We start from the raw sequence: 21,706 nt of genomic DNA on the forward strand, positions 1-21,706 counted from the left end.
GCCGGGCTAGAGATCGATGCCGAGCCGTCGGGCGGCGCGGGCCTTCTGCCGGCCGGCCCGCAGCCGCCGCAGCCGCTTGACCAACATCGGGTCGGCGGCCAGGGCCTCGGGTCGATCGACCAATGCGTTGAGAACCTGGTAGTAGCGGGTGGCGGACAGTCCGAAGATCTCGCGGATCGCTTCTTCCTTTGCCCCCGCGTACTTCCACCACTGCCGTTCGAAGGCGAGAACGTCGTGCTCGCGCCGGGTCAGACCGTCGGGACCGACATCATCGGTGTTCTCGGATGGTTTCCGATCGCGCGCTGTTGCGCCGTCCATGTCACTCCTCTGACTTCCCGGTCTCCCGGTCGACGATCGAGCCGCTCCGGCACGCTCCGCGCATCCGGCCCCCCGGAGCGAATTACACGGCTGTGCTTCTGAGAATTATTGAATCACGGCGGAAGTCCCGGTCGGCTCACGACGCACCCGGAACAGGCCACGAACCCGGACGCTCGACCGGAAAAACGCCGAGTGACGTGAGTCGAAAGTCACGCGAGGGCGCCGACTATTGTGGGGCCCATGGCCATCCTCCCGATCCGGATCGTGGGCGATCCGGTGCTGCACAAGGCAACCGAGCATGTCGATCAACCGGTGTCGGAATTGGCCGACCTGATCGCCGATATGTATCGCACCATGGACGCCGCCCACGGCGTCGGGCTCGCCGCCAATCAGGTCGGCGTAGCGCTGCGACTGTTCGTCTACGACTGCCCGGAGGACCGCCCGACCGGGCCGACCGAGCGTCGCCGGGGCTGCGTGATCAACCCGGTGCTCGAGACCTCCGAGATTCCCGAGACGATGCCGGACGACGAGGACGAGGAAGGCTGCCTGTCGGTTCCGGGCGAGCAGTTCCCGACCGGTCGGGCCGATTGGGCGCGGGTGACCGGCCTCGACGAGAACGGCGAACCGGTCACGATCGAGGGCACCGGCTTCTTCGCGCGGATGCTGCAGCACGAGGTGGGCCACCTCGACGGCTTCCTCTATACCGACGTCCTGGTCGGGCGCTGGACGCGCGCGGCGAAGAAGGCGATCAAGCGCGAGGGCTGGGGCGTACCCGGCCTGAGCTGGCTTCCGGGCGAGGGACGCGACCCCTTCGGCCACGACGACGAGGACTGACCGACCGACGGCCGACGCGGCTCAGCCCGCGTCGGCGAAGCCCGCCCCACCGGCGGCACCGGGCAGGACGTAGGACTCGGTCGGGCCCAGGGAATCGAGGGTGTCGCAGACCCGGCGAACGAGCGGGCAGCGGACCACCGGTTCGACCTCACGGTCCTCGAGCCACCGCAGGACCTGCAGGATCAGCGCCTCGCCCCAGCCGTGATCGGCGAATCCGGGACGCACGACGGTGTGGGTCAATTCCAGCGCCGACGGCTCACCGGGCACCTCCGCGTAGGCGAGGACGGCGACCACCTGGCCGTGCACGTGGGCCTCGAACTGGGAGCGGGCGACGTTCGCGAAGACGATCGCCTCGCCGGACGACGCGCGGCCGGGACCGGACTGCGACAGTGCGGTCAGGGTGTCCCCGCCGGGGGCTTCGTCGTCGATGTGCGGCAGCGCACGCAGCGTGCGCGCATCCTCCACCGGGTAGGCGCCGGCCCGATTGTTCCGACCCTCACCCGGCAAGATATTCGCCATTCTTCAATGGATACACGTCACCACCGCCGGAAGCCAGTCCGACGACGGGAAATTCGGGCGAATTACCTAGGCCGTAACCAGATCGTTGAACTCGGTCGTACTCGCCAGATAGCGCTGGACATAGGAACAGACCGGACGAACCTTCCACCCGTTTGCCCGCGCGGCCTCCAACGACGCCTCCACCAGAGCGCGCGCCAAACCCCGATGTCCGAAATCCTCGGTGATCACCGTATGCATGAAACCGACGATCGGCATTCGATTGGCGCCCTGCCCGAATTGCCCCACCTCGAAATACCCCAGTATTCCGACCAGATCCCCGTTGAGGCGCAACTCGAACCGGTTCTGATCACGGTTGTTGGTTACCGCGGTAACCGGCGTGTCCGACAACACCATCGACTGACCTCACTTTCGTCATACTCACCCCTGCCTGTGACCTACGCCACTATTTAAGCACCGGGTGCGGCCGCTGTCCCGTCGGGACGAGTCGGCCCGTGCGGAGGACGGGGTCCAGGGTCGCCGGGGGTACGGGTCGACCCGGGGTGGGGAACGGGACGGACTAGATTGGTCCGCCGTGGACACCACCTGGCTGCTGCCCTCCCCCGCCCCCGGCGCGACCCCTCGACGGGTGCTGACGATCGCCGGCACGGACTCCGGCGGCGGCGCCGGTATCCAGGCGGATTCGCGCACCTTCGCGCTGTGCGGGGTGCACGCCTGCGTCGCGGTGGCGGCCGTGACCGTGCAGAACACGGTCGGGGTCTCCGACTTCCACGAGATCCCGCCGGAGGTGGTCGCCGCCCAGGTGCGCTCGGTGGTCACCGATATCGGCATCGGCGCGGCCAAGACCGGGATGCTGGCCTCCGCGGCGATCATCGGCGCGGTCGCCGACGTCTGCGACGAATTGGGGATCGGCCGCGGCCACGACATCCCACTGGTGGTCGATCCGGTATGCGCGTCGATGCACGGCAGCGCGCTGCTGCGACCGGACGGGTTGGCGGCCCTGCGCGAGACGCTGATCCCGCGCGCGACCGTCGTCACCCCGAATCTCGACGAGGTGCGGTTGTTGACCGGCATCGACGTCGTCGACGAGGGCACCGCCCGGCAGGCGGCGGACGTGCTGCACGGCCTGGGCGCCCAGTGGGTGGTCATCAAGGGCGGCCACCTGCGCGGCAGCACGTCGAGCACCGATCTGCTCTCCGACGGCACCACCGTGTTCGACCTGCCCGCGCAGCGCGTGGACACCGGCAACGACCACGGCGCCGGCGATACCCTCGCCGCCGCGACGGTGGCGGCGCTCGCACACGGCGCCACGGTGCCCGAAGCGCTCACCTTCGCCAAGCGGTGGATCGATCTGTCGCTGCGCGCGTCCTACGACCTGGGCCACGGGCACGGGCCGGTGTCGCCACTCTGGCGCCTGTCGGTGCACTGAGCCGGACGTCGAGCGGGCCGGGTCGGGCCGGAGACGGTACGGCCGGGGACGGTTACCCGCCGGCGACCGAGCCGCGAGGTTCCCGGCTCGACCGTCCGGTGTCCGCGGTGCGGCTCGGATCGTTCGCACGGCCCGCGTCGTTCGAGCGGCGCACGCTCGACCACGGGCGCGGCCGCGTGCCGCCGCGGTAGGTGACCAACCGGCGGATGACCACGTCCGCCGGGATCCCCTCCAACCGCGGCTCCAGCAGCCCGCGGCGGTAGGTCTCGTCGACCACGCCGAGTTCCGCGAGGATCGTCGGGTCCAGCTGGTTGAGGCTCGCCTGGGTGATCATGACGTTGCCGTCGCCGCCGCACTCCATCGCCCGGGCCGCGACGGTCACATCGACGCCGAGCCAGTCCGAGCCGATCGGCAGCGGGGCGCCGGTGTGGATGCCCACGCGCATCCGCGGTCGGTGTCCGGCCACCTCGACCTCGGCCATCGCCGCGCGCGCCCGGTAGACGGCGCGAACCGCGGACTCCGGGTTCGGGAAGATCGCCATGACCCCGTCGCCGAGACGTTTGATCACCCGACCGGACTCGGCCAGGAAGGGCGGTTCGACCGCGACGGCCACCTGGCGCAGCAGTTCGAGGGTCGCCTCGTCCCCGACCTGAACCGACCAGGACGAGAAGCCGACCAGGTCGGTGAACACGATGGTGACCTCGTCACCCGCGGTGGGATTGTCGCCCCACGACACGGTGCGGCGGGCCGCCTCCCAGACCTGTACGGCGCCGAGGCCGATCTCGCGGGTGACCGTATGGCCTCGGATCTGCGACAGGTCGGCGAATCGGCCCACGACGGCCGCGGCGGGCGAGCCGCTGAGCGAGAGCGGATCGCCGATCGCATGATCGCCGGGCGCCACCGTACGCAGCCGGCGCACGAAGGCCACCAGCGACTCCGACCGATCGATCCGGCCGAACCAGTTCGATACCGCCGGAATCCCAGCAATCACAAATTGAGTGTAACGGCCGGTATCCGCTACGTCTTCCGGCCGTGCGGTCCGTGTGACCGGGTCGGCGGAACCGTCACTGGGTTGCGCGCGCCTCCACACGGGCGTCGCCCACGGGAACACCGTTGGGACCCTCGACGGAATGGGCAAACGCGCCCACCGAGAAGGCGGCGGCGCGGCTGTGTCGGAGGAGGGCGTCGCGGTCGATGTTCTCGAGCGTGTCCTGCGCCGTGTGGTAATTCGGATCGAACGGCTCATTTGCCTCGCCACCCCACAGTTCCGCCTGTACGTCGGTCTTTCGATCGTCCGCACCCGAGAAGACACCGCCCGCCGGGATTCCGGCCGACACGAACGGTGCGTAGTCGGAACGTCCGTCGAAATCCGTTCCGTTCGGGGAGACTCCGGCCTCCAACAGGCCGATCTCGGAGATGCGCTCGACGGCGGCGGACCCCTCCGGACCGGCCGGCGCGCCGACGCGATCGGAATCGTCGCCGTCGTAGGTGAGGTAGCCGGCGTTCGGGGAGCCGACCATGTCATAGTTGAGATAGAGCGCGATCTGCAGCAATTCGTCCTCGGAGAGGCTCTCGACGTACTTCTCCGAGCCGAACAGACCCAGCTCCTCCGCCCCCCAGAAGGCGAAGCGCACCGCATTGGTGACGTCGGGGTCCCCGCCGAGGCGGCGCGCGGTCTCGAGGACCGCCGCCACGCCCGAGCCGTTGTCGTTGATGCCCGCGCCCTCCGGCACCCCGTCGAGGTGGGCGCCGACAACCACGACGTTGTCGGTCGAACCGGTGGAGGTCTGGGCGATCACATTGCGCGACTGCGAGGTCGTGGTCTGCGTATCCAGGGTCAGGTCGACGCTACCGGGCACCTGCGCGCGCAGCTCGTTGCCGGACTCCCGGCTGATGCCGCCGACCGGGATCGGGCTGTTGTCCTTGCCGCCGAGGGTGCCGTCGACGATGCCGTCGTCGTTGTTGGCGATCAGCAGCGCCACCGCGCCGCGCTCGGCGGCGACCCGCGCCTTCTGACTGAACTCGCAGGTGCCGCGGGTGACCAGGGCGACCGCCCCGGTCAGGTCGGCGTCGCCCCACTCCTCGGCGGTGCAGCCGAGCGCATCGGGCGCGCCGACCACCAGCGGCGCGAGAAGGCCGCCGTCCGGGGTGGCGGGCGAGAATTGGAGGGCCTCGACCGGGATGTCGGTGCCGTCGGCGGACAGGGTCTGGTTACCCCAGATGAACTGGTCGAATTCGAACTCCGGCGTCTGGACGTCGAACCCGGCATCGGTCAGCATCCGCACCACGTAGTCGACGCTCGCGTCGTAGCCGGAGGTCCCCGAGGCGCGGTTGCCGTCGTTGTCGGCGGCGATCGCCTCCAGCTGCTCGAGATGCCCGATGAGCTGCTGCTGGTCGATCTGCGCGGCCAGCGCCGATCCCGCGGCCAGGGCCGAATCCGCCGACGATCCGGAATCGGAGGACGAGCAGCCGGCAACGGCGACCGTCAGCACCGATACCGCGCCGATGGCGGCCCACCCGATTCGTGTCATGACGGGCACACTATCGACAGTTCGGACCAATCGGGAGACCCGATGCGACTTACCGGACGTTTCCCGCTCAGGCGTCGCGACGCTCGACCAAGGCCGCCGCGGCCGCCCCGATCACCAGCACGACGGCGGCGAAGTAGAGCAGGCTGCCCCAGGGTCCCCAGTGGAACTCGATGGTCGAGGTCATGCCGAGGAAGTGATTGGCGTTGACGAACGGCAGGAACGGGGTGATCTCCCGGCCGACCGAGCCGAACAGCGGAACCAGCGACTCGACCAGCAGCGACCACAGCAACAGTACGGCGATCGCGGCGGCCGACTGGCGAAGCAGCGCACCGACTCCCACCGCGAGCACCACCGCCAGGAAGGCGACGATCGGCACCCCGTAGAGCTCGCGCCAGGCGCCCGGGGCATCGAAGCTCAGATCGGGGGCGAATTCCGATCCGGCGACCATCCGCGCGACCAGGATGGCCCCGCCCGCGGCGACGGCGCTGACGACCGCGCCGAAGAGCCCGTAAACCACCGCCTTGCCTATCAATACGGTCGTGCGGCGCGGAAGGGCCTGAAAGGTCGTGCGGATCAATCCGAACCGATATTCGCTGGTGATAGCCAGCGCGCCGAGGACCATAAGCACCATCGTGCCGAGCCCGCTGACGCCGCTGAGCGCATCCCCGATCCCGAAGGGGATCGTCTGGCCGCCGAATTGGTCGGCGTTGGCGCGGCTCGTCCGCGCGACCCAGCCGATCAGGCCGGCCATCGCGACACCGATCACCACCACCAGGATCGCGCACCAGATCGGCGATTTCACCGAGGTGAGCTTGATCCACTCCGCCCGCAGCACCTTCATCGGTCGGCTCCGTTCGCCGGATCGTCGCCGGTGTGGACGGTGTCGGGGATGCGGTGTGATGCGCCGGACGGCGGCGCGGCGGGTGGTGGTGCGGCGGGCGCCTCGGTGCGGTACTGCACCGAGCCCTCGGTCATGCGCATGAACGCGTCCTCCAGAGACGCCTGCAGCGGCGCCAATTCGAACAGGGGTATGCCGTACTCGGCGGCGACCGTGCCGATCGTGTCCGAGGGAACGTCGGTGACGATCAGCGCCCCGCGCTCCGGTTCGTCGCGCACCTGCATTCCGTGGGCGACCAATCGCTCACGCAGGGCGTCGAGGTGCGGGCTGCGCACCCGGACGGTCATCTCCGAGAAGCGGGCGACGAAGTCGGCGGTCGAACTGTCGGCGATCAGCCGGCCCTGTCCGATCACCACGAGGTGCTCTGCGGTTTGGGCCATCTCGGCCAGCAGGTGGCTCGAGACGAAGACCGTGCGGCCCTGCTTCGCCAGGGACTGCATGAACGTGCGGATCCAGTGGATGCCTTCGGGATCGAGCCCGTTGACCGGCTCGTCGAACAGCAGCACCGGCGGATCGCCGAGCATCGCCGCGGCCAGGCCCAACCGCTGGGACATCCCGAGCGAGAACTTGCCGGCCGGGCGACCGGCGACATCGGCCAAGCCGACCAGCTCGAGCACCTCGTCCACCCGACCGGCGGCGATGCCATTCGAGGCCGCCATCCAGCGCAGGTGCGCACGGGCGGATCGGTTGGGGTGCAGCCACTTCGCGTCGAGCAGCGCGCCGACGGTGCGCAGCGGGTCGGTCAGCTTCCCGTACGCGGAACCGTCGATGGTCGCGGTACCGGACGTCGGTCGGTCGAGTCCCAGGATCATGCGCATGGTGCTCGACTTGCCGGCTCCGTTGGGTCCGAGGAAGCCGGTGACCCGGCCCGGTTGGACCGTGAAGGTCAGGTCGTCGACGGCACGGGTGGAACCGAAATTCTTGGTCAGCGATCGCACCTCGATCATGCCCACACCCTGCCGGCCGACCGCTCCCCTGTCACATGCGCACCCCCCTCGCGGCGGACGCGCGCGGTCGCGGAGGGGTCAGCCGCCCTGAACGGCGGTGAGGATGTCCAGCTGCGCGCCGGCGGCGATCGGGGAATCCCAACGATCCTGTGCGGCAACGGCGTTGTCGACCGCGACGGCGACGCCGCAGTCCGGCAGATTCAACTGTTCGAGCACCTGACGGATCGTGGTACCGACGGCCAGCAGGCGATCCTCGCCGTTGATCGTCACACCGATCGACGCCTCGCCGATCGACGCCTCGCCGATCGAGTCCGTACCGATCGACTCCCGGCCGATCGACGTCGTGTCGACAGCTGCCGTCCGCTCGCTCATTTCACCCTCTCCGGCAGCGCTGCCGCCGCCTCCGTCAGCACGTGCCCGTCGAGCGCCGCGAGGACCGCATCCGCGGTCAGCGGCGCGAGCAGCACGCCATTGCGACCGTGCCCGCAGGCGACGATCGTGCCGGTATATCCGTCCTCGTCGAGGGTACCGATCAGCGGCAGATCATCGCGGGACATCGGTCGCAGACCGGCGGCCGACTCGAACAGCTCGTAGTCGCCGATCGCCGGGAACACCAGTTCCGCGTCCTGCAGCAGATCGCGCACCCCGGCGACGGTGACGGCGCGGTCGTCGCCGTGTTCGTACTGGGTGGCGCCGACGACGTAGCCGTCCGCGCGCGGCACCAGGTAGGCGGGCCGGCCGTGTACCGCGGCGCGGATGACGTGGCGGGGGCCGACCGCCGATCCGGGGCGCGTCCGTACCCGCAGGATTTCCCCCTTCGCCGGGTAGAGCATCGCGGCGAGCCGTTCGGGCAGCAGCGCGGCGGAGCGCCACCCGGCGGCGATCACCACTCGATCGTGCGGCAGGGTCGCCGTCTCGGTCACGGCGGTGCGGGTGTGCACCACCCCGGCCGCTGCTGCGGCAGCGCGCAGCGCGGCGAGCAGCTGCCGATTGTCGACGGACCCCTCGGTCGGGGCGAGCACGCCGCCGCGGATCGACGGTCCGAGCGTCGGCTCGAGGTCGCGCACCTCGCGGCGGGTCAGCGGGCGGATGTCGTGGCCCCGCTCGGCGACCCAGGCCGCCGCCTTGTGCCGGTCGGTGAGGTCGGCGCCGTCGAGGGCGACCGTCAGGGCTCCACGGGCGCTGGTCGGGTCGGTGCCCAGGTCGGCGATGAAGCCGGGCCACCGCTCCAGGGAGGCGGCCCCGAAGTCGAGGGCGGCCTCCTCGCCGGGCCGCGCCTCCGACAGCGGAGCGAGCATGCCGCCGGCGACCTGCGCCGCGGCCGAGCCGTCCGCCGGATCGAACAGTTCCACCCGGTGGCCGGCCGCGGCCGCCCGCCAGGCGATCGACAGTCCGATCACTCCGCCACCGATCACCGCGACCCGCGCGCCCGTCACCGCTGCTCCTCACCGAGACCCGACATCTCCGACCGGCCGCGAGGCTACTCCGGTACGGCCGGATAGGGTCGCCGGAGTGACCCTTGCCGACGCCGTCCTGCTGCTGGCCGCGGGATTCGGTTCCGGCCTGATCGGCTATCTGACCGGGCTCGCGTCGCTGGTCTCCTATCCCGCGCTGTTGGCGGTGGGTCTGCCGCCGGTGGCGGCCAATGTCACCAATACCGTCGCCCTGGTCGGTGTCGGGGTCGGCGCGACCACCAACTCGATCCGGGAGATCACCGGCGAGGGCCGACGGATCATTCCGCTGACGGTTGCCGCGGTGGTCGGCGGGCTGATCGGCGCGGTGCTGCTGCTGGCGGGCCCCGCGGAGACCTTCGAGGCGGTCGTCCCGTGGTTCGTGGCGCTGGCGGCGCTGGCGTTGTTGCTGCAGCCGTGGCTGCGGACGCTCGGTGGCGATATCGACCGGCCCCGCACGTACATCGCCGCGATGGTGGTGGTCGCGGTCTACGGCGGCTACTTCGGGGCCGGTGCGGGAGTGGCCTTCCTGGCGCTGACCCTGCTGTGCACGTCGGAGACGATCTGGCGGGCCCAACTGTTCAAGAGCTACTTCCTCGGGGTGGCGAATCTGGTCGCCGCGCTGTGGTTCATCGCGGTCGGCACCGTCGACTGGTGGGCGGCGGCGATCATGGCCGTCGGCATGTTCGTCGGCGGGTGGTGCGGTCCGCCGGTCTCGCGGCGGATACCGGCGTCGGTGCTGCGGATCGCGGTGGCCGCCGCGGGCTTCGGCCTTGCCGCCTTCCTCTGGGCCAACTGATCGCGCGGACGATGTCTGTCGGGGGTGGCGCCTAGCCTGGGGGCATGCTCCTGGAGAGGCTGGTCGAGGCGTCGACGGCGGTCGCGGGCACCCGGTCGCGGCTGGCCAAGACGGCGGCGATCGCCGAGGTGCTCACCGCCGCCGGGCCCGCCGAGGCGGGGCTCGCCGCCGCCTACCTGTCCGGCATCCTGCCGCAGCGCCGCGTCGGGGTGTCCTGGCGCGGCCTGCACGACCTTCCCGCCCCCGCCGACACCGCGACGGCGTCCCTCGGGGAGGTCGACGAACGGTTGACCGCGCTGGCGGACACCGTCGGCGCCGGCTCGCAGCGCGCCCGCGCGGCGATCATCGCGGACCTCTTCGGCCGGCTGACCCCCTCCGAGCAGGCATTTCTGCGGGATCTGATCACCGGCAACATGCGCCAGGGCGCCCAGGACGGCGTGATGCTCGCGGCGATCGCCTCGGCCGCGGGGGTGCCGGAAGCCGCGGTGCGCCGGGCGGTGATGCTGGCGGGATTCGCCGCTCCGGTCGCCGAGGCGGCGCTGGCCGGCGGCGAGGAGGCGCTGGCGGCGATCCGGCTCGAGGTCGGCCGTCCGCTGCGGCCGATGTTGGCGGGCAGCGGCAGCGACGCCGCCGAAGGGTTCGCGGCGATCGACGCGTCCGGCGGGGTCTTCGCCGACGGCAAGCTCGACGGCATCCGCATTCAGGCGCATCGCCGCGGCGACGAGATCCGACTGTTCACCCGCAGCCTCGACGACATCACCGCCCGGTTGCCGGAGGTTGTCGAGGCGGTCGCCGCCCTGCCGGTCGAGTCGGTGATCCTCGACGGGGAGGCGATCGCCCTCGACCCGGCCGGGCGGCCGCTGCCCTTCCAGGTGACCGCCTCGCGCACGATGAGCAGCGCCGATGTCGACCACCAACGGCGCACCGTCCCGGTGCACTCCTTCTTCTTCGACCTGTTGCACCTCGACGGCGAGGACCTGATCGACCTACCGGCGACCGACCGCTTCGCCCGGCTCTCCGCCCTGGTACCGGCCGACGATCTGGTGCCGCGGCGCGAGGTCGCCGACGTGGCGACCACCGAGCGGTACCTATCGGAGTTGTTGGCCGGCGGGCACGAGGGGATCGTGCTCAAGAGCGCGGCGGCGCCCTACGCCGCCGGTCGGCGCGGCGCGGGATGGGTGAAGGTCAAACCGCGGCTGACCCTCGACCTGGTGGTGCTCGCCGTCGAATGGGGCAGCGGCCGCCGCAGGGGCAAGCTGTCGAATATCCACCTCGGAGCCCGCGACGCCGACGGCGGCTTCGTGATGCTCGGCAAGACGTTCAAGGGCATGACCGACGCGATGCTCGCCTGGCAGACCGAACGCTTCGGGGAACTGGAGACCTCCCGGGACGAGTACACGGTGTACCTCAAGCCCGAGCAGGTCGTCGAGATCGCCTTCGACGGGTTGCAGCGTTCGACCCGCTACCCCGGCGGGCTCGCGCTGCGCTTCGCCCGGGTGCTGCGCTATCGGGACGACAAGACCGCCGAGGAAGCCGACACGATCGACACCGTGCGCGCCCTGGCGGGCGGGGTGTCCGACTGACCGGATCCGCCGGTCAGAGCGCGGTCGCGGGTCCCGGTCCGTCGGTCGGGGTCAGCAAGAACAGCGGGATGGTCCGCCCGGAGCGCTCCCGGTAGCCGTCGAACGCCGGCCAGACGGCGATCAGGCGCGCCCACATCCGCTCGCGTTCCTCGCCGTGCAGTTCGCGGGCGGTGACCGGTCGACGTCGCCCGCGTATCTGCACCGCGGGCCGCGGGTCGACGCGCAGATTGAGCACCCACGCCGGGTCGTCGGGCAGGCCCCAGTTGCTGCCGCAGACCACCCAGCCGCCATCGACCGCCCGGGCCTGCAGCGCAACCTCGCGCAGCCGGCCGGACCGTCGGCCGTGCACCAGCAGGACCAGGCCGGGCACCCGCCCGAGCCGCGCGAAGTCCACCCGCCCCCGGCTGAGCCGACGCAGCGACGCGTCCACCTGCGGTAGCAGCGTGGCGAACCGCGCCGGGTCCGCCTTTTCCCCGATCATCCGCGCAAGCGCGAACCGTACCCCCATACCGTTCGAGGGTAGGCCCGGCGGCCCCGTCCCACCTCCCGTGGTGTGTTCAACCATTCGCAGCACAGCGCCGCCGCGACAATTATTGTCGCGGCGGCGCTGTGCGGAAGATGGTTGAACAGCATCAGCGATGCATGTCGACGTCCTTGGTCTCCCGGCCCACCGCGAGGGCGGTCAGGGTGATCGCACCCATGACGGCGAGGTAGACACCCACCCAGAACGGGCTGCCCTCGCCGTAGGTCCACAGCGCAACCGCGATGAACGGCGCCACCGCCGCACCGAGGATCGACGAAACGTTGTACGAGATACCCGAACCGGTGTAGCGCACCGCCGTCGGGAACAGCTCCGGCAGCAGCGCTCCCATCGGACCGAAGGTCAGACCCATCAGGGTGAAGCCGATGATCAGCCACAGCTGCACCGACACCTGGCCACCGGACAGGAAGGGCACCCAGATCAGACCGAAGATGATGATCGCCGCGGTGACCACCAGCAGGAAGTAGCGGCGGCCGAAGCGGTCCGCCAGCGGGCCGGACACCATGGTGAAGATGCCGAAGAAGACCACGCCGACGATCATCATCATCACGAAGTGGGTGTACGAGTAGCCCAGTCCGGGCACCGCGGCGTCGGTCCGCGCGCGCCCGAAGCTCAGCGAGAACGTCGTCATCAGATAGAACAGCACGTAGGTCGCGAGCATGTAGAACGTGCCGAGGATCAGCTCGCGCCAGTTCTCGCGCACGACGGTCGCCAGCGGCAGCCGCTGGACGGTGCCCTTGGCCTGCGCCTGCTGGAACGGGGTCGACTCGACCAGGCGCAGCCGCACCCAGAGGCCGACGATCACCATGACGATCGAGAACAGGAACGGGATCCGCCAGCCCCAGGTGAGGAAGGCGTCCGACGGCCGCGACGGGTCGTCCGATGGCAGGATCGCCGCGATGATCAGGAACAGCCCGTTGGCCAGGATGAAGCCGAGCGGCGCACCCAACTGCGGGAACGTGCCGTACCAGGCGCGCTTGCCCTCGGGCGCGTTCTCCGTCGCCACCAGCGCCGCACCGCTCCACTCACCACCGAGCGCGAAGCCCTGGGCGAGGCGCAGGATCACCAGCAGGAGCGGCGCCACCCAGCCGACGGCCTGATAGGTCGGCAGCACACCGATGAGGATCGTCGCGATGCCCATGGTGAGCAGGGCACCGACCAGTGTCGCCTTGCGGCCGTAGCGGTCGCCGAGATGGCCGAAGACGATCGAGCCGACCGGGCGCGCGACCATCGCCGCGCCGAAGACGGCGAAGGAGGCCAGCAGCGCGGTTTGCTCATTGCCCTGCGGGAAGAACAGGTGGGGGAAGACCAATACGGCCGCCGTGGCGTAGACGTAGAAGTCGTAGAACTCGATGGTGGTACCGACCAGGCTGGCCGCCAGCACCCGCGAGGGCGGGTTGGCGATCTGCTTGTCGGTGGGTGTGGCTTCAGTGGACATGGGTCGCGGTCGCTTCCGGGGACATGACGGGGTGTTCCAACAATCTGGTGTGCGGACGGGCGCCCTGCTTCACCGGAGCGGGTGGTCGCGGCACGAGGTAGGACGAGGGGTGCGGGGCGGTAGCCCCAAGCGGGGAACTTTACGCCTGCGTAACACGTTCTTGGGAGCCGACCCCGAGGTGGGGTATGACACTGCACAGACGGCGGCCCCTGCCCGACGGCTGTTGGCTCAGCCCAACGGGCGTCGGCTCACCCCCGCCGGTGTCGGCTCAGCCCCGCGAGAGTTCCCAGCGGGCCAGTGCCACCGCGGCGGCGTTGGCGCCGCCCATGCCGTGGACCCCACCGCCCGGCGGGGTGGCCGAGGAACAGAGGTAGACGCCGGGTACGCCGGTGTCGTACGGGGTGCGCCCGCCGATCGGGAGGGTCGCACCGCCGGGGCGAAAGAGCAACCGCAGCCCGGCGTTCGACCCGACCGCGATGTCGCCGCCGACGTAGTTGGGGTTGTCCCGCTCGAGCGCCGCCGGGCCGCGGGTGCGGATATCGACGATGCGGTCCCGGAAGCCGGGCGCGAAGCGTTCGATCTGCCGCAACACCGGTTCGGGGTCCTCCCCCGGATATCCGTGCGGCACATGGGCATACGCCCAGATCGGGTGCACCCCGTCGACGGACCTGGAGCGATCGGCCAGATACTGCTGCCCGACGAGCACGAACGGTGCGGCGGCGAGGTGCCCGCGGACGGTGGCCGCCTCCGCGTCGGCGAGGTCGTCGAAGGTGCCGCCCAGGTGGACGGTGCCGGCGCGGGCGCAGAGCGGGTTGGCCCACGGGATCGGTCCGCGCACGGCGAGGTCGACCTTCAGCGCGCCGGGCCCGTAGCGGTACCGCCGGTAGGCCCGATTAGCGCGCGGTGGCTGCCGATCGCCGAGGATGGTCGCGGCGGCGCCGGGCGCGGTGTCGAGCAGCACGATGTCGGCGCCGTCCACCTGCGCGATCGAGGTGACCGGGGTGTCGGTCTCGACGGTGCCGCCGAGCGATTCGAGCATGCGGATCATCGCGGTCGCGATCGCCCGCGAGCCGCCCTCGGCGACCGGCCAGCCGTGGCGGTGTGCGGCGGCGATCAGGGTCAGCCCGACCGCGCTGCTCAGCGGGGCGCCCAGCGAGGTCACCGCGTGGGCGGCGGCCCCGCCGAAGAGCGCGCGGGTCCGCGGTTGGCGCCATTGCCGCACCAGCACCGATGCCGGCAGCAGCGCCGCCGGGCCGAAGCGGGCCAGCCGCATCGGATGGCGCGGCAGATGTGGCAGCGGGCGCAGGATGTCCTGCGCGAGGTCGTCGAATCCGGCGGACAGGGCGCCGAAGGTGTATCGCCAGGCGGGTCCGTCGCCACCCAGCTCGTCGACGGTGCGGTCGATATCGCGCCACACCGCCGCCGCGGTTCCGTCATCGAGCGGGTGCGCCATCTCGATGTCCTGGTGCCGCCACCGCAACCCGTACCGCTCGAGGCCGAGTTCCCGGAACAGCGGCGATGCCTGCGCCATCGGGTGGAACGCCGAGCAGTGGTCGTGGATCAGTCCGGGCAGGGTCAGCTGTGAGCTGCGGGTACCGCCGCCGGGTTCGGCGGCGGCCTCGAGGACCCGCACCCGCAGTCCGGCCCGGGCGAGCAGGATCGCTCCGGCCAGGCCATTGGGTCCGCTGCCCACCACGATCGCGCGTCCGTCACGGGTCACCGCGTCAGCATGCCCGCTGACGGACGCCGTCGGGTGTCACCAGTGGTTGATGTGCACGATCGCGTCGAAATCGGCCCGCGGACCCGGCTTGAAGTCGGTACCGATCGTGTAGGCGACCGGCAGCAGCACGCCCTGGCGCACATTGGCGGGTAGGCCCAGGATCTGCGCGACCTCCTTCTCGTACTTCAGATGCAGGGTCGTCCAGGTGGTGCCGAGTCCGCGGGCGCGCAGCGCCAGGGCGAAATTCCACGCCGCCGGGAGCAGCGACCCCCACAGGCCGGCCTGATTGCTCGCGGGCAGCTCGCCGCCCTCGTCGACGGTGATCGCGCCGATCACGAGCACCGGAACGTCGCCCATCACCCGAGCCAGATAGGAGGAGCTGTCCCGAATCCGCTCCCCGACGCTTGCCGGTTCGCCCCCGACGGCGGGTTCGGCCGGCGCGTCCGCGGCCACGCCGCTGTACGCCTCCCAGGAGCGGCGGTAGTAGGCGGCGATCTGCTGTTTGATGTCCGGATCGGTCACCACGATCCACTGCCAACCCTGCCGATTGCTGCCCGACGGCGCCTGCACGGCGATCTCGAGCGCCTCGTGGATCACCTCGAGGGGCACATCCCGTTCGAGGTCGAGGCGCTTGCGGACCGCGCGGGTGGTGGTGAGCAGTTCGTCGGGGGTCAGTGCGAGCAGTTCGGTCATGGCGCCATCGTGATCCCCGATCCGGCGCTCTGTCCACGGTTCCAACCGGCGAACTTTCCGGCCGCGAACCGACCCGGTTCCCGCCTGCGGAGATCACCACCACCCAGAAGTGAGAGCACCGCTCTTGCGAGATGTCGATCAACGCCGCATACTGGAACCACATCGAGAGCACTGCTCTCATACCGGCCGGATGCACAGGAGAGACCATGTCGACAACGCAGCACTATCGGGCACCGAAGGGCGCCGACGCCGTCTTCAACCGGGTGGTCCGCTGGCTGGCCGACCGCGGTGTCAATCTCGCCGGCGCCCACAACCTGACGGTGATCGGCCGGGTCAGCGGGCAACCGCAGACCGTTCCGGTCAATCCGGTCCGGATCGACGGGGCCGACTACCTGGTCGCGGTGCGCGGCGAGACCCAGTGGGTGCGCAATGCGCGGGCGGCCGGGCGGGCCGAACTGCGGGTGGGCCGTCGGGTGCGGCAGGTCGACCTGACCGAGGTGGAACTGGGGTTGCGGGGCCCGATCCTGCGGGAATACCTGCGCCGGTGGGGCTGGGAGGTCGGCCGCTTCCTGCCCGAGGGCATGTCGACCTCGCCGACCGATGCCGACCTCGAGAGATTCGCCCCGCTGCTGCCGGTCTTCGCGGTCACCCCGTAGCCGCAACCACACCGGCCCGCGGGTGCACACCATCCGCACTCGGGATCGGCGCAGGACCCGTCAGCGAAGCCGTGCGCGCAGCGTATCGACCCCCGCGCCGGTCAGCGCGTCGAGAGCGGCGGTGCGGCCGGCGACCGCGACCAGCAGCGCCGCCCCGGGGCCGGATACCTCGGGGCCGTCGCCGATCGCGATCCCGGAATCGTTGGCCCGCAACGCCAGTCCGGCCACCCGCTGTTTGCTGCCGCCCACCGATACCGACGTCTTCACCTGATACGCCAACGCCCGCTCGACCGCCTCGGCCGGATAGTCGCGGACGCATTCGAGGGGTCGGCGGATGTCCTCGCCGTGCACGATCTCCTCGACCAGGCGACTATCGAGCGGCGCGGGTGGGCCGGTGCGCCGATCCGCCACCGCCCGTAGCCGATCGAGCGTCTGCGCCGGCGTCGCTCCGCGCTCCCGGTCGACCCCCTGCTGGTTCTGCCGGTCGAAGTCGAAGCGGGCGCGGGCCATCGCCACGACGATCCCGAAACGGGTGACCTTGGCGTTGTCGACCAGGTGGGCGGCGACGTCGTGCACCGTCCACCCCGGGCACAGCGACGGAAGGTCCCACCGCTCGGCGTCGAGGGCGGCTAGGTCGTCGACCAGGGCGAGCCGCTCGGCGCGCACCAACTCCCAGACGTCGGTCACGACGCAGCTGCAAAGGTGAATCGTGTGCAGTCGGTGGGGAACTGGAACCAGGCGAGGACGCGGCGCGGGGTGATCACCCGCAGACCGCCACCGTCCGCGCCCGACCAGGAATCCGGGCCGGGCGCGTAACCGTCGTCGGCGTACTTGGCGAACGCGGCCGACAGCCGCACGCCGAGGTCGCCGTCGGCCCGGGTGGCCACCGAGGTGCCCTCGAGGATGACGGCTTGAGTCCCGGACTCCAGGGTGAGCGTCACCGCCGGGTTCTTCTCCGCATTGCGCGCGTGCCGGGTAGTGGGTGCGCCGTCGTACCAGAAGCGGCCGTCGAGCCAGACTCCCCAGCGCGGCACGGAATGCGGCGTGCCGTCCGGGCGCACCGAGGACAGCCAATAGTGCTTGGCCGCCACCAATCTGGGCTCGACCTGCGACCAGCTCAACTGTCCGTCGGCGGCCTCGGGAATCCCGTAGCCCTCCGGAAAGATCGGCCGATCGGTGGACGGTTCACCCGGCGCCGCGTCACTCATGCCCGTCACCCTAGAGCGGCCGTCCGACAGGATCGGTCATACCGGGTCAGCCGCCCAGATCTCGCCGGCCGACCAGCACCGCTCCGAACGTCGTCATCGCAACGGCGATCCCCACCAGCACGGCGATCGCCCCGAGGCCAGCATCCTCGATCGGTACCTGTCCGACCACCGCGAAGACCGACAGATCGCGCACCGGGTCCGGCAGCCGGAGCGCCTCGGCGAGGAAGGCGACCACCGCACCCCACGCGATCAGCAGCCACGGCGCCGCCGCCCACCCCGGCGCGCCCCCGCGCAGCCCGGCCGCGATCAGTACGACGACCACGACGGGGATCGCCAGGATCGCCAGCGCTTCGGCGATCGCGACCGCGCCGGTGGTTCGACCGGTCGACAGGGTCGAGGCGATTCCGAACAGCGCCACCTGCAACGCGGCCGTCACCAGCACCGATGCCACCACCAGTGCGGTCCAGGTCGCCCACATCCGGCGCCCGGTTACCGCCCCGGACAGGATCAGTCCCAGTCGTCCGGCGTCCTCCTCGGCGGCGAGCCGGCCGATCGCCTGCACCCCCATCGCGGCCAGGCCCAGGCAGGTCAGGGAGGCGGTCATCGCGACCACCGCGTCCTCGGGGCTGTCGAGTCCGAACAGCTCCACCAGCTGCGGATTTCCGCGCATGACCTCGGTCATCTCCCCCACCAGCAGGCCGATACCGATGCTCCACGCGCTCAGGCCGATCACCCAGCCGAGCACCGATCCGCGCGTCAGGCGCCACGCCCATCCGCCGGGGGTTCCGGCGCCGCGGCCGCCGCGCTCGGGGCCGGGGCGCGGGGCGATCAGACCGCCGTCGAGGTCGCGACGCGCGGCCACCACCGCGGCCGCGATGAACAGTCCCACCGCTGCCACGACGACCGCGAGATACGGCTCCCACCGCCATGATCCGAAGGGCGCCGCGGCCGGCAGCCAGCCCAGCGGGGAGAGCCATTCGGCGTCGGCACCGAGACCGTCGACGATCATGCGGACCAGGAAGCCGATCAACAGCGCCGCCAGGGCGATAGACGTGGCCGTCCGCACATCACGGGCGATCTGCGCTGCCAACAGGCCGACTCCGGTCCACAGGATCATCGACAACGACAGCAGCACCGCGTACCGGGCGGCGCCGGCGGGCGGCAGGTCCGCGGCCCACAGTCCGAGCGCCATGATCGCGGCCATCAGCACGGCGACCGCAACCGCCACCACACCGGCGGCGACCAGTGGGGCCAGTCGCCCGAGCCGACCGGCCGAGAGCAGATCGATCCTTCCGGTGTCCTCCTCCCGACGGGTCAGGCGTATCGCGAGCAGGATGCCGGCCAGGGGGAAGACCAACAGGCCGAGCAGTCCGACCTCGTTGGTGACGATGCCGCCGACGGTGTCGAGGTCGCGCCAGCGCCCGTTGATCGCGATGCTGCCGGGCGCGGCCGCCATGGTGCCGGCGTAGCCGAGACGGGTCAGCGCATCGGCGTAGAGCGCGGCGATCGAGTGGCCGGTCGCGACGACCACTCCCGCCGGAATCAGCAGCCAGGCGAGCAGCCACCAGCGGGCGGTGCGCAGATGCAGGCGGGTGAGCCGGGCCCATCCGGTGACTGCGGTGGCACTATCGCCGCCGAGTCGGGCGGCATCCGCGCGGCCGGCCTCGTCGGGGCGCGGCGGCGTGGCCACGCTCATCGGACCGGCTCCGGCTGCGGCTGCGACGTGGGCTGGGTGCGGTACTGCTCGAGGAACATCTCGTCCAGCGACGGCGGTCGGACGGTCAAGGCCCGGGGACGGTGTGCCCCGATCGCGGCGATCACGTCCGCGAGGGCGGTCGCCGCGCACCGCAGCCGGGTGTGCACGGCGCCGTCCGCGTCATCGGCGATCCGCTCGGTCAGGTCGGTGACCCCGGCGATCGCCGCGAGCCCCGCGATCGAACGGTCGGTGGTGACGGTGATGACCGTCTGGGTGTGGGCTCGCAGGTCGTCCAGAGTGCCGGTCGACACCGTTCGACCGCCGCGGATGATCGTCACCCGATCGCACAGCGCCTCGACCTCGTCGAGGATATGGCTGCTGAGCAGCACGGTTCGGCCCCGTTCGCGCAGCTGCCCGACCGTCTCCTGGAAGACCGCCTCCATCAGCGGATCGAGCCCGGAGGTCGGTTCGTCGAGTAGATACAGGTCGACGTCGGCGCTCAGGGCGGCGATCAGCGCGACCTTCTGCCGGTTGCCCTTGGAGTAGGTGCGCGCCCGCCGGGTCGGATCGAGCTCGAAGCGATCGATCAACTCGCCGCGGCGGCGTTGAAAGGCCGGGGTGTGGACGTCGCCGCGGAACCCGGCGATGACGTCGATGCATTCGCCGCCGGTCAGATGCGGCCACAGCGCGGTATCGCCGGCGACATAGGCCAGCCGGCGGTGGATCGTCGGGGCGTCGGCGCGCGGGTGCCCGCCGAGGACCGTCAGCTCGCCGGCGGTGAGTGCGAGTTGCCCCAGGATCGCTCGGATGACCGTCGACTTGCCGGCGCCGTTGGGCCCGAGGAAGCCGTGGACCTCCCCCGCCGAGACGGTCAGATCGAGACCGTCCAGGGCCCGGACCGGGCCGTAGTGCTTGTGCAATCCCCGTGCGCGAATCACAGATTCTGACAGTGACTGTCTCATGACAGTTACTTTACTCAATTCTGACAGTCACTATCAATAGTCTGCACCGACTTCGCAAAGGCGCAGTAGGCTGCGCTGGTGCCTCCCACGGAACCTCGGGCGGACGCCGTCGGACTGCCCCCGCAAACGCTGCGTCAACGCAAGAAGGCCGCCACCATGCGGCGCATCCAGCGCTGCGCGGTCGAACTGTTCGAGGCCGACGGCTTCGAGAAGGTGACGATCGAGCAGGTCGCCGAGGCGGCGGAGGTCTCCCCGAGCACGGTCTACCGGTACTTCGGCACCAAGGAACGGCTCGTTCTGCACGACGACCACGACGAGGTGCTGCTGCAATTGCTGCCCGGCCTGCTGACCAGCGGCGACCTGATGACCGCGGTCGAACGGGCGATCGATCTGATGACACCCGAACACACCATCGACCCGGACGGTATGACGACACGTCGGGTGCGGTTGTGGTTCGAGGTTCCGGAAATTCAGGCGGCGACGACCCTGATGGTCGACGACCTGGTCGACGCCGCGGCGGCCGCCGTCGCCGCGGACCCGTCGATGCACCTCACCGAACCCCAGGCCCGGGTGGTGATGGCGGGCATCGCGGGAGTGATCGTCGCGGCGATCCGCAATTGGCATGCCGCCGGCGCCGCCGAAGCCGACCTGCTGCCGCAGATTCGGGCCGGCCTCGAGGTGGCCCGGATAGCCTTCGGGGCCTGACCCACGCCGGATCCGGACAGGTTTTGGGATATGTCCCACATCACGCACATTCCGGCGCCGCCCGCCGGCTACCGTGACGTATGTGACTTCGACCTCCGCCGCCCTGCGTAAACGCCTCGCCGATGCGCGCGTCTACCTGTGCACCGATGCCCGGCGGGAAACCGACGACCTCGCCCGCTTCGCCGATGCGGCGTTGTCCGGTGGGGTCGACATCATCCAGTTGCGCGACAAGGATTCCGAGGGCGAGCGGACGTTCGGGCGCATCGAGCCGCGCGAGGAGTTGGCGGCGCTCGCGGTGCTGCGGACGGTCTGCGATCGGCACGGCGCGCTGCTGGCGGTCAACGATCGTGCGGATATCGCGCTCGCCGCGCAGTCCGACATCCTGCACCTGGGTCAGAACGATCTGCCCGTGGCAGTCGCCCGCCGGATCGTCGGCGACGGGATGCTGATCGGCCGCTCGACGCACAGCCGCGCGCAGGCGGGGTTGGCCGCGATCGAACCGGGCGTCGACTACTTCGCCTCCGGCCCGGTCTACCGCACCCCCACCAAGCCGAAGCGCCAACCGGCGGGGTTGGAGACGATCCGCGAGGTCGCCGCGGCCGACCCGAAGCTGCCGTGGTTCGCGATCGGTGGGATCGAGGACAACACCCTCGATGCGGTGCTCGACGCGGGCGCGCGTCGCGTCGTCGTCGTCCGGGCGATCACCCGCGCCGACGATCCGCGTCGCGCCGCCGCCGCCCTGGCCCGCCGCGTGCGCGAACGGGATTGAGAGAACCCGGAA

The 21,706-nt window shown here is 70.8% G+C and carries 24 protein-coding genes; 7 read left to right on the top strand and 17 right to left on the bottom strand.

Annotated features, from left to right (window positions below; genetic code table 11):
- Positions 1–6 precede the first annotated feature (6 nt).
- Positions 7–318, bottom strand: coding sequence for a nucleoid-associated protein NapA (gene napA, locus MB1_RS13775; RefSeq protein ID WP_066908164.1), 312 nt, complete (start codon positions 316–318; stop codon positions 7–9).
- A gap of 240 nt (positions 319–558) precedes the next feature.
- Here napA and MB1_RS13780 point away from each other — a divergent pair, with 240 nt between their 5' ends.
- Positions 559–1,152 (top strand): peptide deformylase, encoded by a 594-nt coding sequence (locus MB1_RS13780; RefSeq protein WP_066908167.1) that lies wholly within the window; start codon positions 559–561, stop codon positions 1,150–1,152.
- 21 nt (positions 1,153–1,173) lie between these two features.
- On the opposite strand, the gene MB1_RS13785 is transcribed toward MB1_RS13780, so the two are convergent.
- Together MB1_RS13785 and MB1_RS13790 are read right to left on the bottom strand one after the other, a co-directional pair.
- Entirely contained in the window at positions 1,174–1,671 is a 498-nt protein-coding gene (locus MB1_RS13785; RefSeq protein ID WP_066908168.1) for a GNAT family N-acetyltransferase, read from the bottom strand.
- Positions 1,672–1,737: 66 nt separating this feature from the next.
- Positions 1,738–2,061: a GNAT family N-acetyltransferase gene (locus MB1_RS13790; protein WP_066908171.1), complete on the bottom strand. Its 324-nt coding sequence runs from the start codon at positions 2,059–2,061 to the stop codon at positions 1,738–1,740.
- A gap of 181 nt (positions 2,062–2,242) precedes the next feature.
- On the opposite strand from MB1_RS13790, the gene thiD reads away from it, so the two are divergent.
- The gene (gene thiD / locus MB1_RS13795; protein ID WP_245650188.1) at positions 2,243–3,097 is read left to right on the top strand and encodes a bifunctional hydroxymethylpyrimidine kinase/phosphomethylpyrimidine kinase; all 855 of its coding nucleotides are present in this window, start codon (positions 2,243–2,245) and stop codon (positions 3,095–3,097) included.
- A 52-nt stretch (positions 3,098–3,149) separates the two neighbouring features.
- On the opposite strand, the gene MB1_RS13800 is transcribed toward thiD, so the two are convergent.
- The 6 genes from MB1_RS13800 to thiO all read right to left on the bottom strand — a co-directional run bounded on the left by MB1_RS13800 (position 3,150) and on the right by thiO (position 8,909).
- Positions 3,150–4,088: an adenylate/guanylate cyclase domain-containing protein gene (locus MB1_RS13800; protein ID WP_245650189.1), complete on the bottom strand. Its 939-nt coding sequence runs from the start codon at positions 4,086–4,088 to the stop codon at positions 3,150–3,152.
- A 73-nt stretch (positions 4,089–4,161) separates the two neighbouring features.
- Positions 4,162–5,628 (bottom strand): M28 family peptidase, encoded by a 1,467-nt coding sequence (locus MB1_RS13805; RefSeq protein WP_084351754.1) that lies wholly within the window; start codon positions 5,626–5,628, stop codon positions 4,162–4,164.
- Positions 5,629–5,695: 67 nt separating this feature from the next.
- On the bottom strand, positions 5,696–6,469 hold the full coding sequence (locus MB1_RS13810; protein ID WP_066908177.1) for an ABC transporter permease: 774 nt from the start codon (positions 6,467–6,469) through the stop codon (positions 5,696–5,698).
- Entirely contained in the window at positions 6,466–7,473 is a 1,008-nt protein-coding gene (locus MB1_RS13815) for an ABC transporter ATP-binding protein (protein WP_084351756.1), read from the bottom strand. The genes MB1_RS13810 and MB1_RS13815 overlap by 4 nt, the downstream gene beginning before the upstream one ends.
- A 78-nt stretch (positions 7,474–7,551) precedes the next feature.
- Positions 7,552–7,845, bottom strand: coding sequence for a sulfur carrier protein ThiS (gene thiS / locus MB1_RS13820; RefSeq protein WP_174531961.1), 294 nt, complete (start codon positions 7,843–7,845; stop codon positions 7,552–7,554).
- Positions 7,842–8,909: a glycine oxidase ThiO gene (gene thiO, locus MB1_RS13825; RefSeq protein WP_066908180.1), complete on the bottom strand. Its 1,068-nt coding sequence runs from the start codon at positions 8,907–8,909 to the stop codon at positions 7,842–7,844. The genes thiS and thiO overlap by 4 nt, the downstream gene beginning before the upstream one ends.
- Positions 8,910–8,985: 76 nt before the next feature.
- On the opposite strand from thiO, the gene MB1_RS13830 reads away from it, so the two are divergent.
- Together MB1_RS13830 and MB1_RS13835 are read left to right on the top strand one after the other, a co-directional pair.
- Positions 8,986–9,723 (top strand): sulfite exporter TauE/SafE family protein, encoded by a 738-nt coding sequence (locus MB1_RS13830; protein WP_066908183.1) that lies wholly within the window; start codon positions 8,986–8,988, stop codon positions 9,721–9,723.
- Between the two features lie 44 nt (positions 9,724–9,767).
- On the top strand, positions 9,768–11,306 hold the full coding sequence (locus MB1_RS13835; RefSeq protein ID WP_066908186.1) for an ATP-dependent DNA ligase: 1,539 nt from the start codon (positions 9,768–9,770) through the stop codon (positions 11,304–11,306).
- A gap of 13 nt (positions 11,307–11,319) precedes the next feature.
- Here MB1_RS13835 and MB1_RS13840 read toward each other — a convergent pair whose 3' ends face one another.
- The 4 genes from MB1_RS13840 to MB1_RS13855 form a co-directional block, all read right to left on the bottom strand.
- A complete protein-coding gene (locus MB1_RS13840) occupies positions 11,320–11,814 on the bottom strand; it encodes a nitroreductase/quinone reductase family protein (protein WP_169801663.1) in 495 nt (164 codons plus the stop codon).
- Between the two features lie 124 nt (positions 11,815–11,938).
- On the bottom strand, positions 11,939–13,285 hold the full coding sequence (locus MB1_RS13845) for an MFS transporter (protein ID WP_066908192.1): 1,347 nt from the start codon (positions 13,283–13,285) through the stop codon (positions 11,939–11,941).
- A gap of 268 nt (positions 13,286–13,553) precedes the next feature.
- Positions 13,554–15,005, bottom strand: coding sequence for a phytoene desaturase family protein (locus tag MB1_RS13850; RefSeq protein ID WP_066908196.1), 1,452 nt, complete (start codon positions 15,003–15,005; stop codon positions 13,554–13,556).
- Between the two features lie 36 nt (positions 15,006–15,041).
- On the bottom strand, positions 15,042–15,698 hold the full coding sequence (locus MB1_RS13855) for a nitroreductase family protein (protein WP_066908199.1): 657 nt from the start codon (positions 15,696–15,698) through the stop codon (positions 15,042–15,044).
- A 206-nt stretch (positions 15,699–15,904) separates the two neighbouring features.
- Here MB1_RS13855 and MB1_RS13860 point away from each other — a divergent pair, with 206 nt between their 5' ends.
- Positions 15,905–16,354, top strand: coding sequence for a nitroreductase/quinone reductase family protein (locus MB1_RS13860; protein ID WP_066908202.1), 450 nt, complete (start codon positions 15,905–15,907; stop codon positions 16,352–16,354).
- Positions 16,355–16,414: 60 nt separating this feature from the next.
- On the opposite strand, the gene MB1_RS13865 is transcribed toward MB1_RS13860, so the two are convergent.
- The 4 genes from MB1_RS13865 to MB1_RS13880 are packed head-to-tail and all read right to left on the bottom strand — an operon-like array spanning position 16,415 to position 20,196.
- Positions 16,415–17,041: a maleylpyruvate isomerase family mycothiol-dependent enzyme gene (locus tag MB1_RS13865; RefSeq protein ID WP_066908205.1), complete on the bottom strand. Its 627-nt coding sequence runs from the start codon at positions 17,039–17,041 to the stop codon at positions 16,415–16,417.
- Complete coding sequence (locus tag MB1_RS13870; protein ID WP_066908207.1) at positions 17,038–17,562, bottom strand: pyridoxamine 5'-phosphate oxidase family protein; 525 nt, start codon at positions 17,560–17,562, stop codon at positions 17,038–17,040. Before MB1_RS13870 ends, MB1_RS13865 begins: the two co-directional genes overlap by 4 nt.
- Positions 17,563–17,608: 46 nt before the next feature.
- Complete coding sequence (locus MB1_RS13875) at positions 17,609–19,258, bottom strand: ABC transporter permease (RefSeq protein ID WP_157084071.1); 1,650 nt, start codon at positions 19,256–19,258, stop codon at positions 17,609–17,611.
- Entirely contained in the window at positions 19,255–20,196 is a 942-nt protein-coding gene (locus tag MB1_RS13880) for an ABC transporter ATP-binding protein (RefSeq protein WP_439646946.1), read from the bottom strand. Before MB1_RS13880 ends, MB1_RS13875 begins: the two co-directional genes overlap by 4 nt.
- Before the next feature lie 102 nt (positions 20,197–20,298).
- Here MB1_RS13880 and MB1_RS13885 point away from each other — a divergent pair, with 102 nt between their 5' ends.
- Together MB1_RS13885 and thiE are read left to right on the top strand one after the other, a co-directional pair.
- A complete protein-coding gene (locus tag MB1_RS13885) occupies positions 20,299–20,925 on the top strand; it encodes a TetR/AcrR family transcriptional regulator (RefSeq protein WP_066908216.1) in 627 nt (208 codons plus the stop codon).
- An 82-nt stretch (positions 20,926–21,007) separates the two neighbouring features.
- On the top strand, positions 21,008–21,694 hold the full coding sequence (gene thiE / locus MB1_RS13890; protein WP_245650190.1) for a thiamine phosphate synthase: 687 nt from the start codon (positions 21,008–21,010) through the stop codon (positions 21,692–21,694).
- The last annotated feature ends 12 nt before the right edge of the window (positions 21,695–21,706 follow it).

The sequence above is a fragment of the Millisia brevis NBRC 105863 genome (genome assembly GCF_001552615.1).
In the GTDB taxonomy this organism is placed as follows: Bacteria; Actinomycetota; Actinomycetes; order Mycobacteriales; family Mycobacteriaceae; genus Millisia; species Millisia brevis.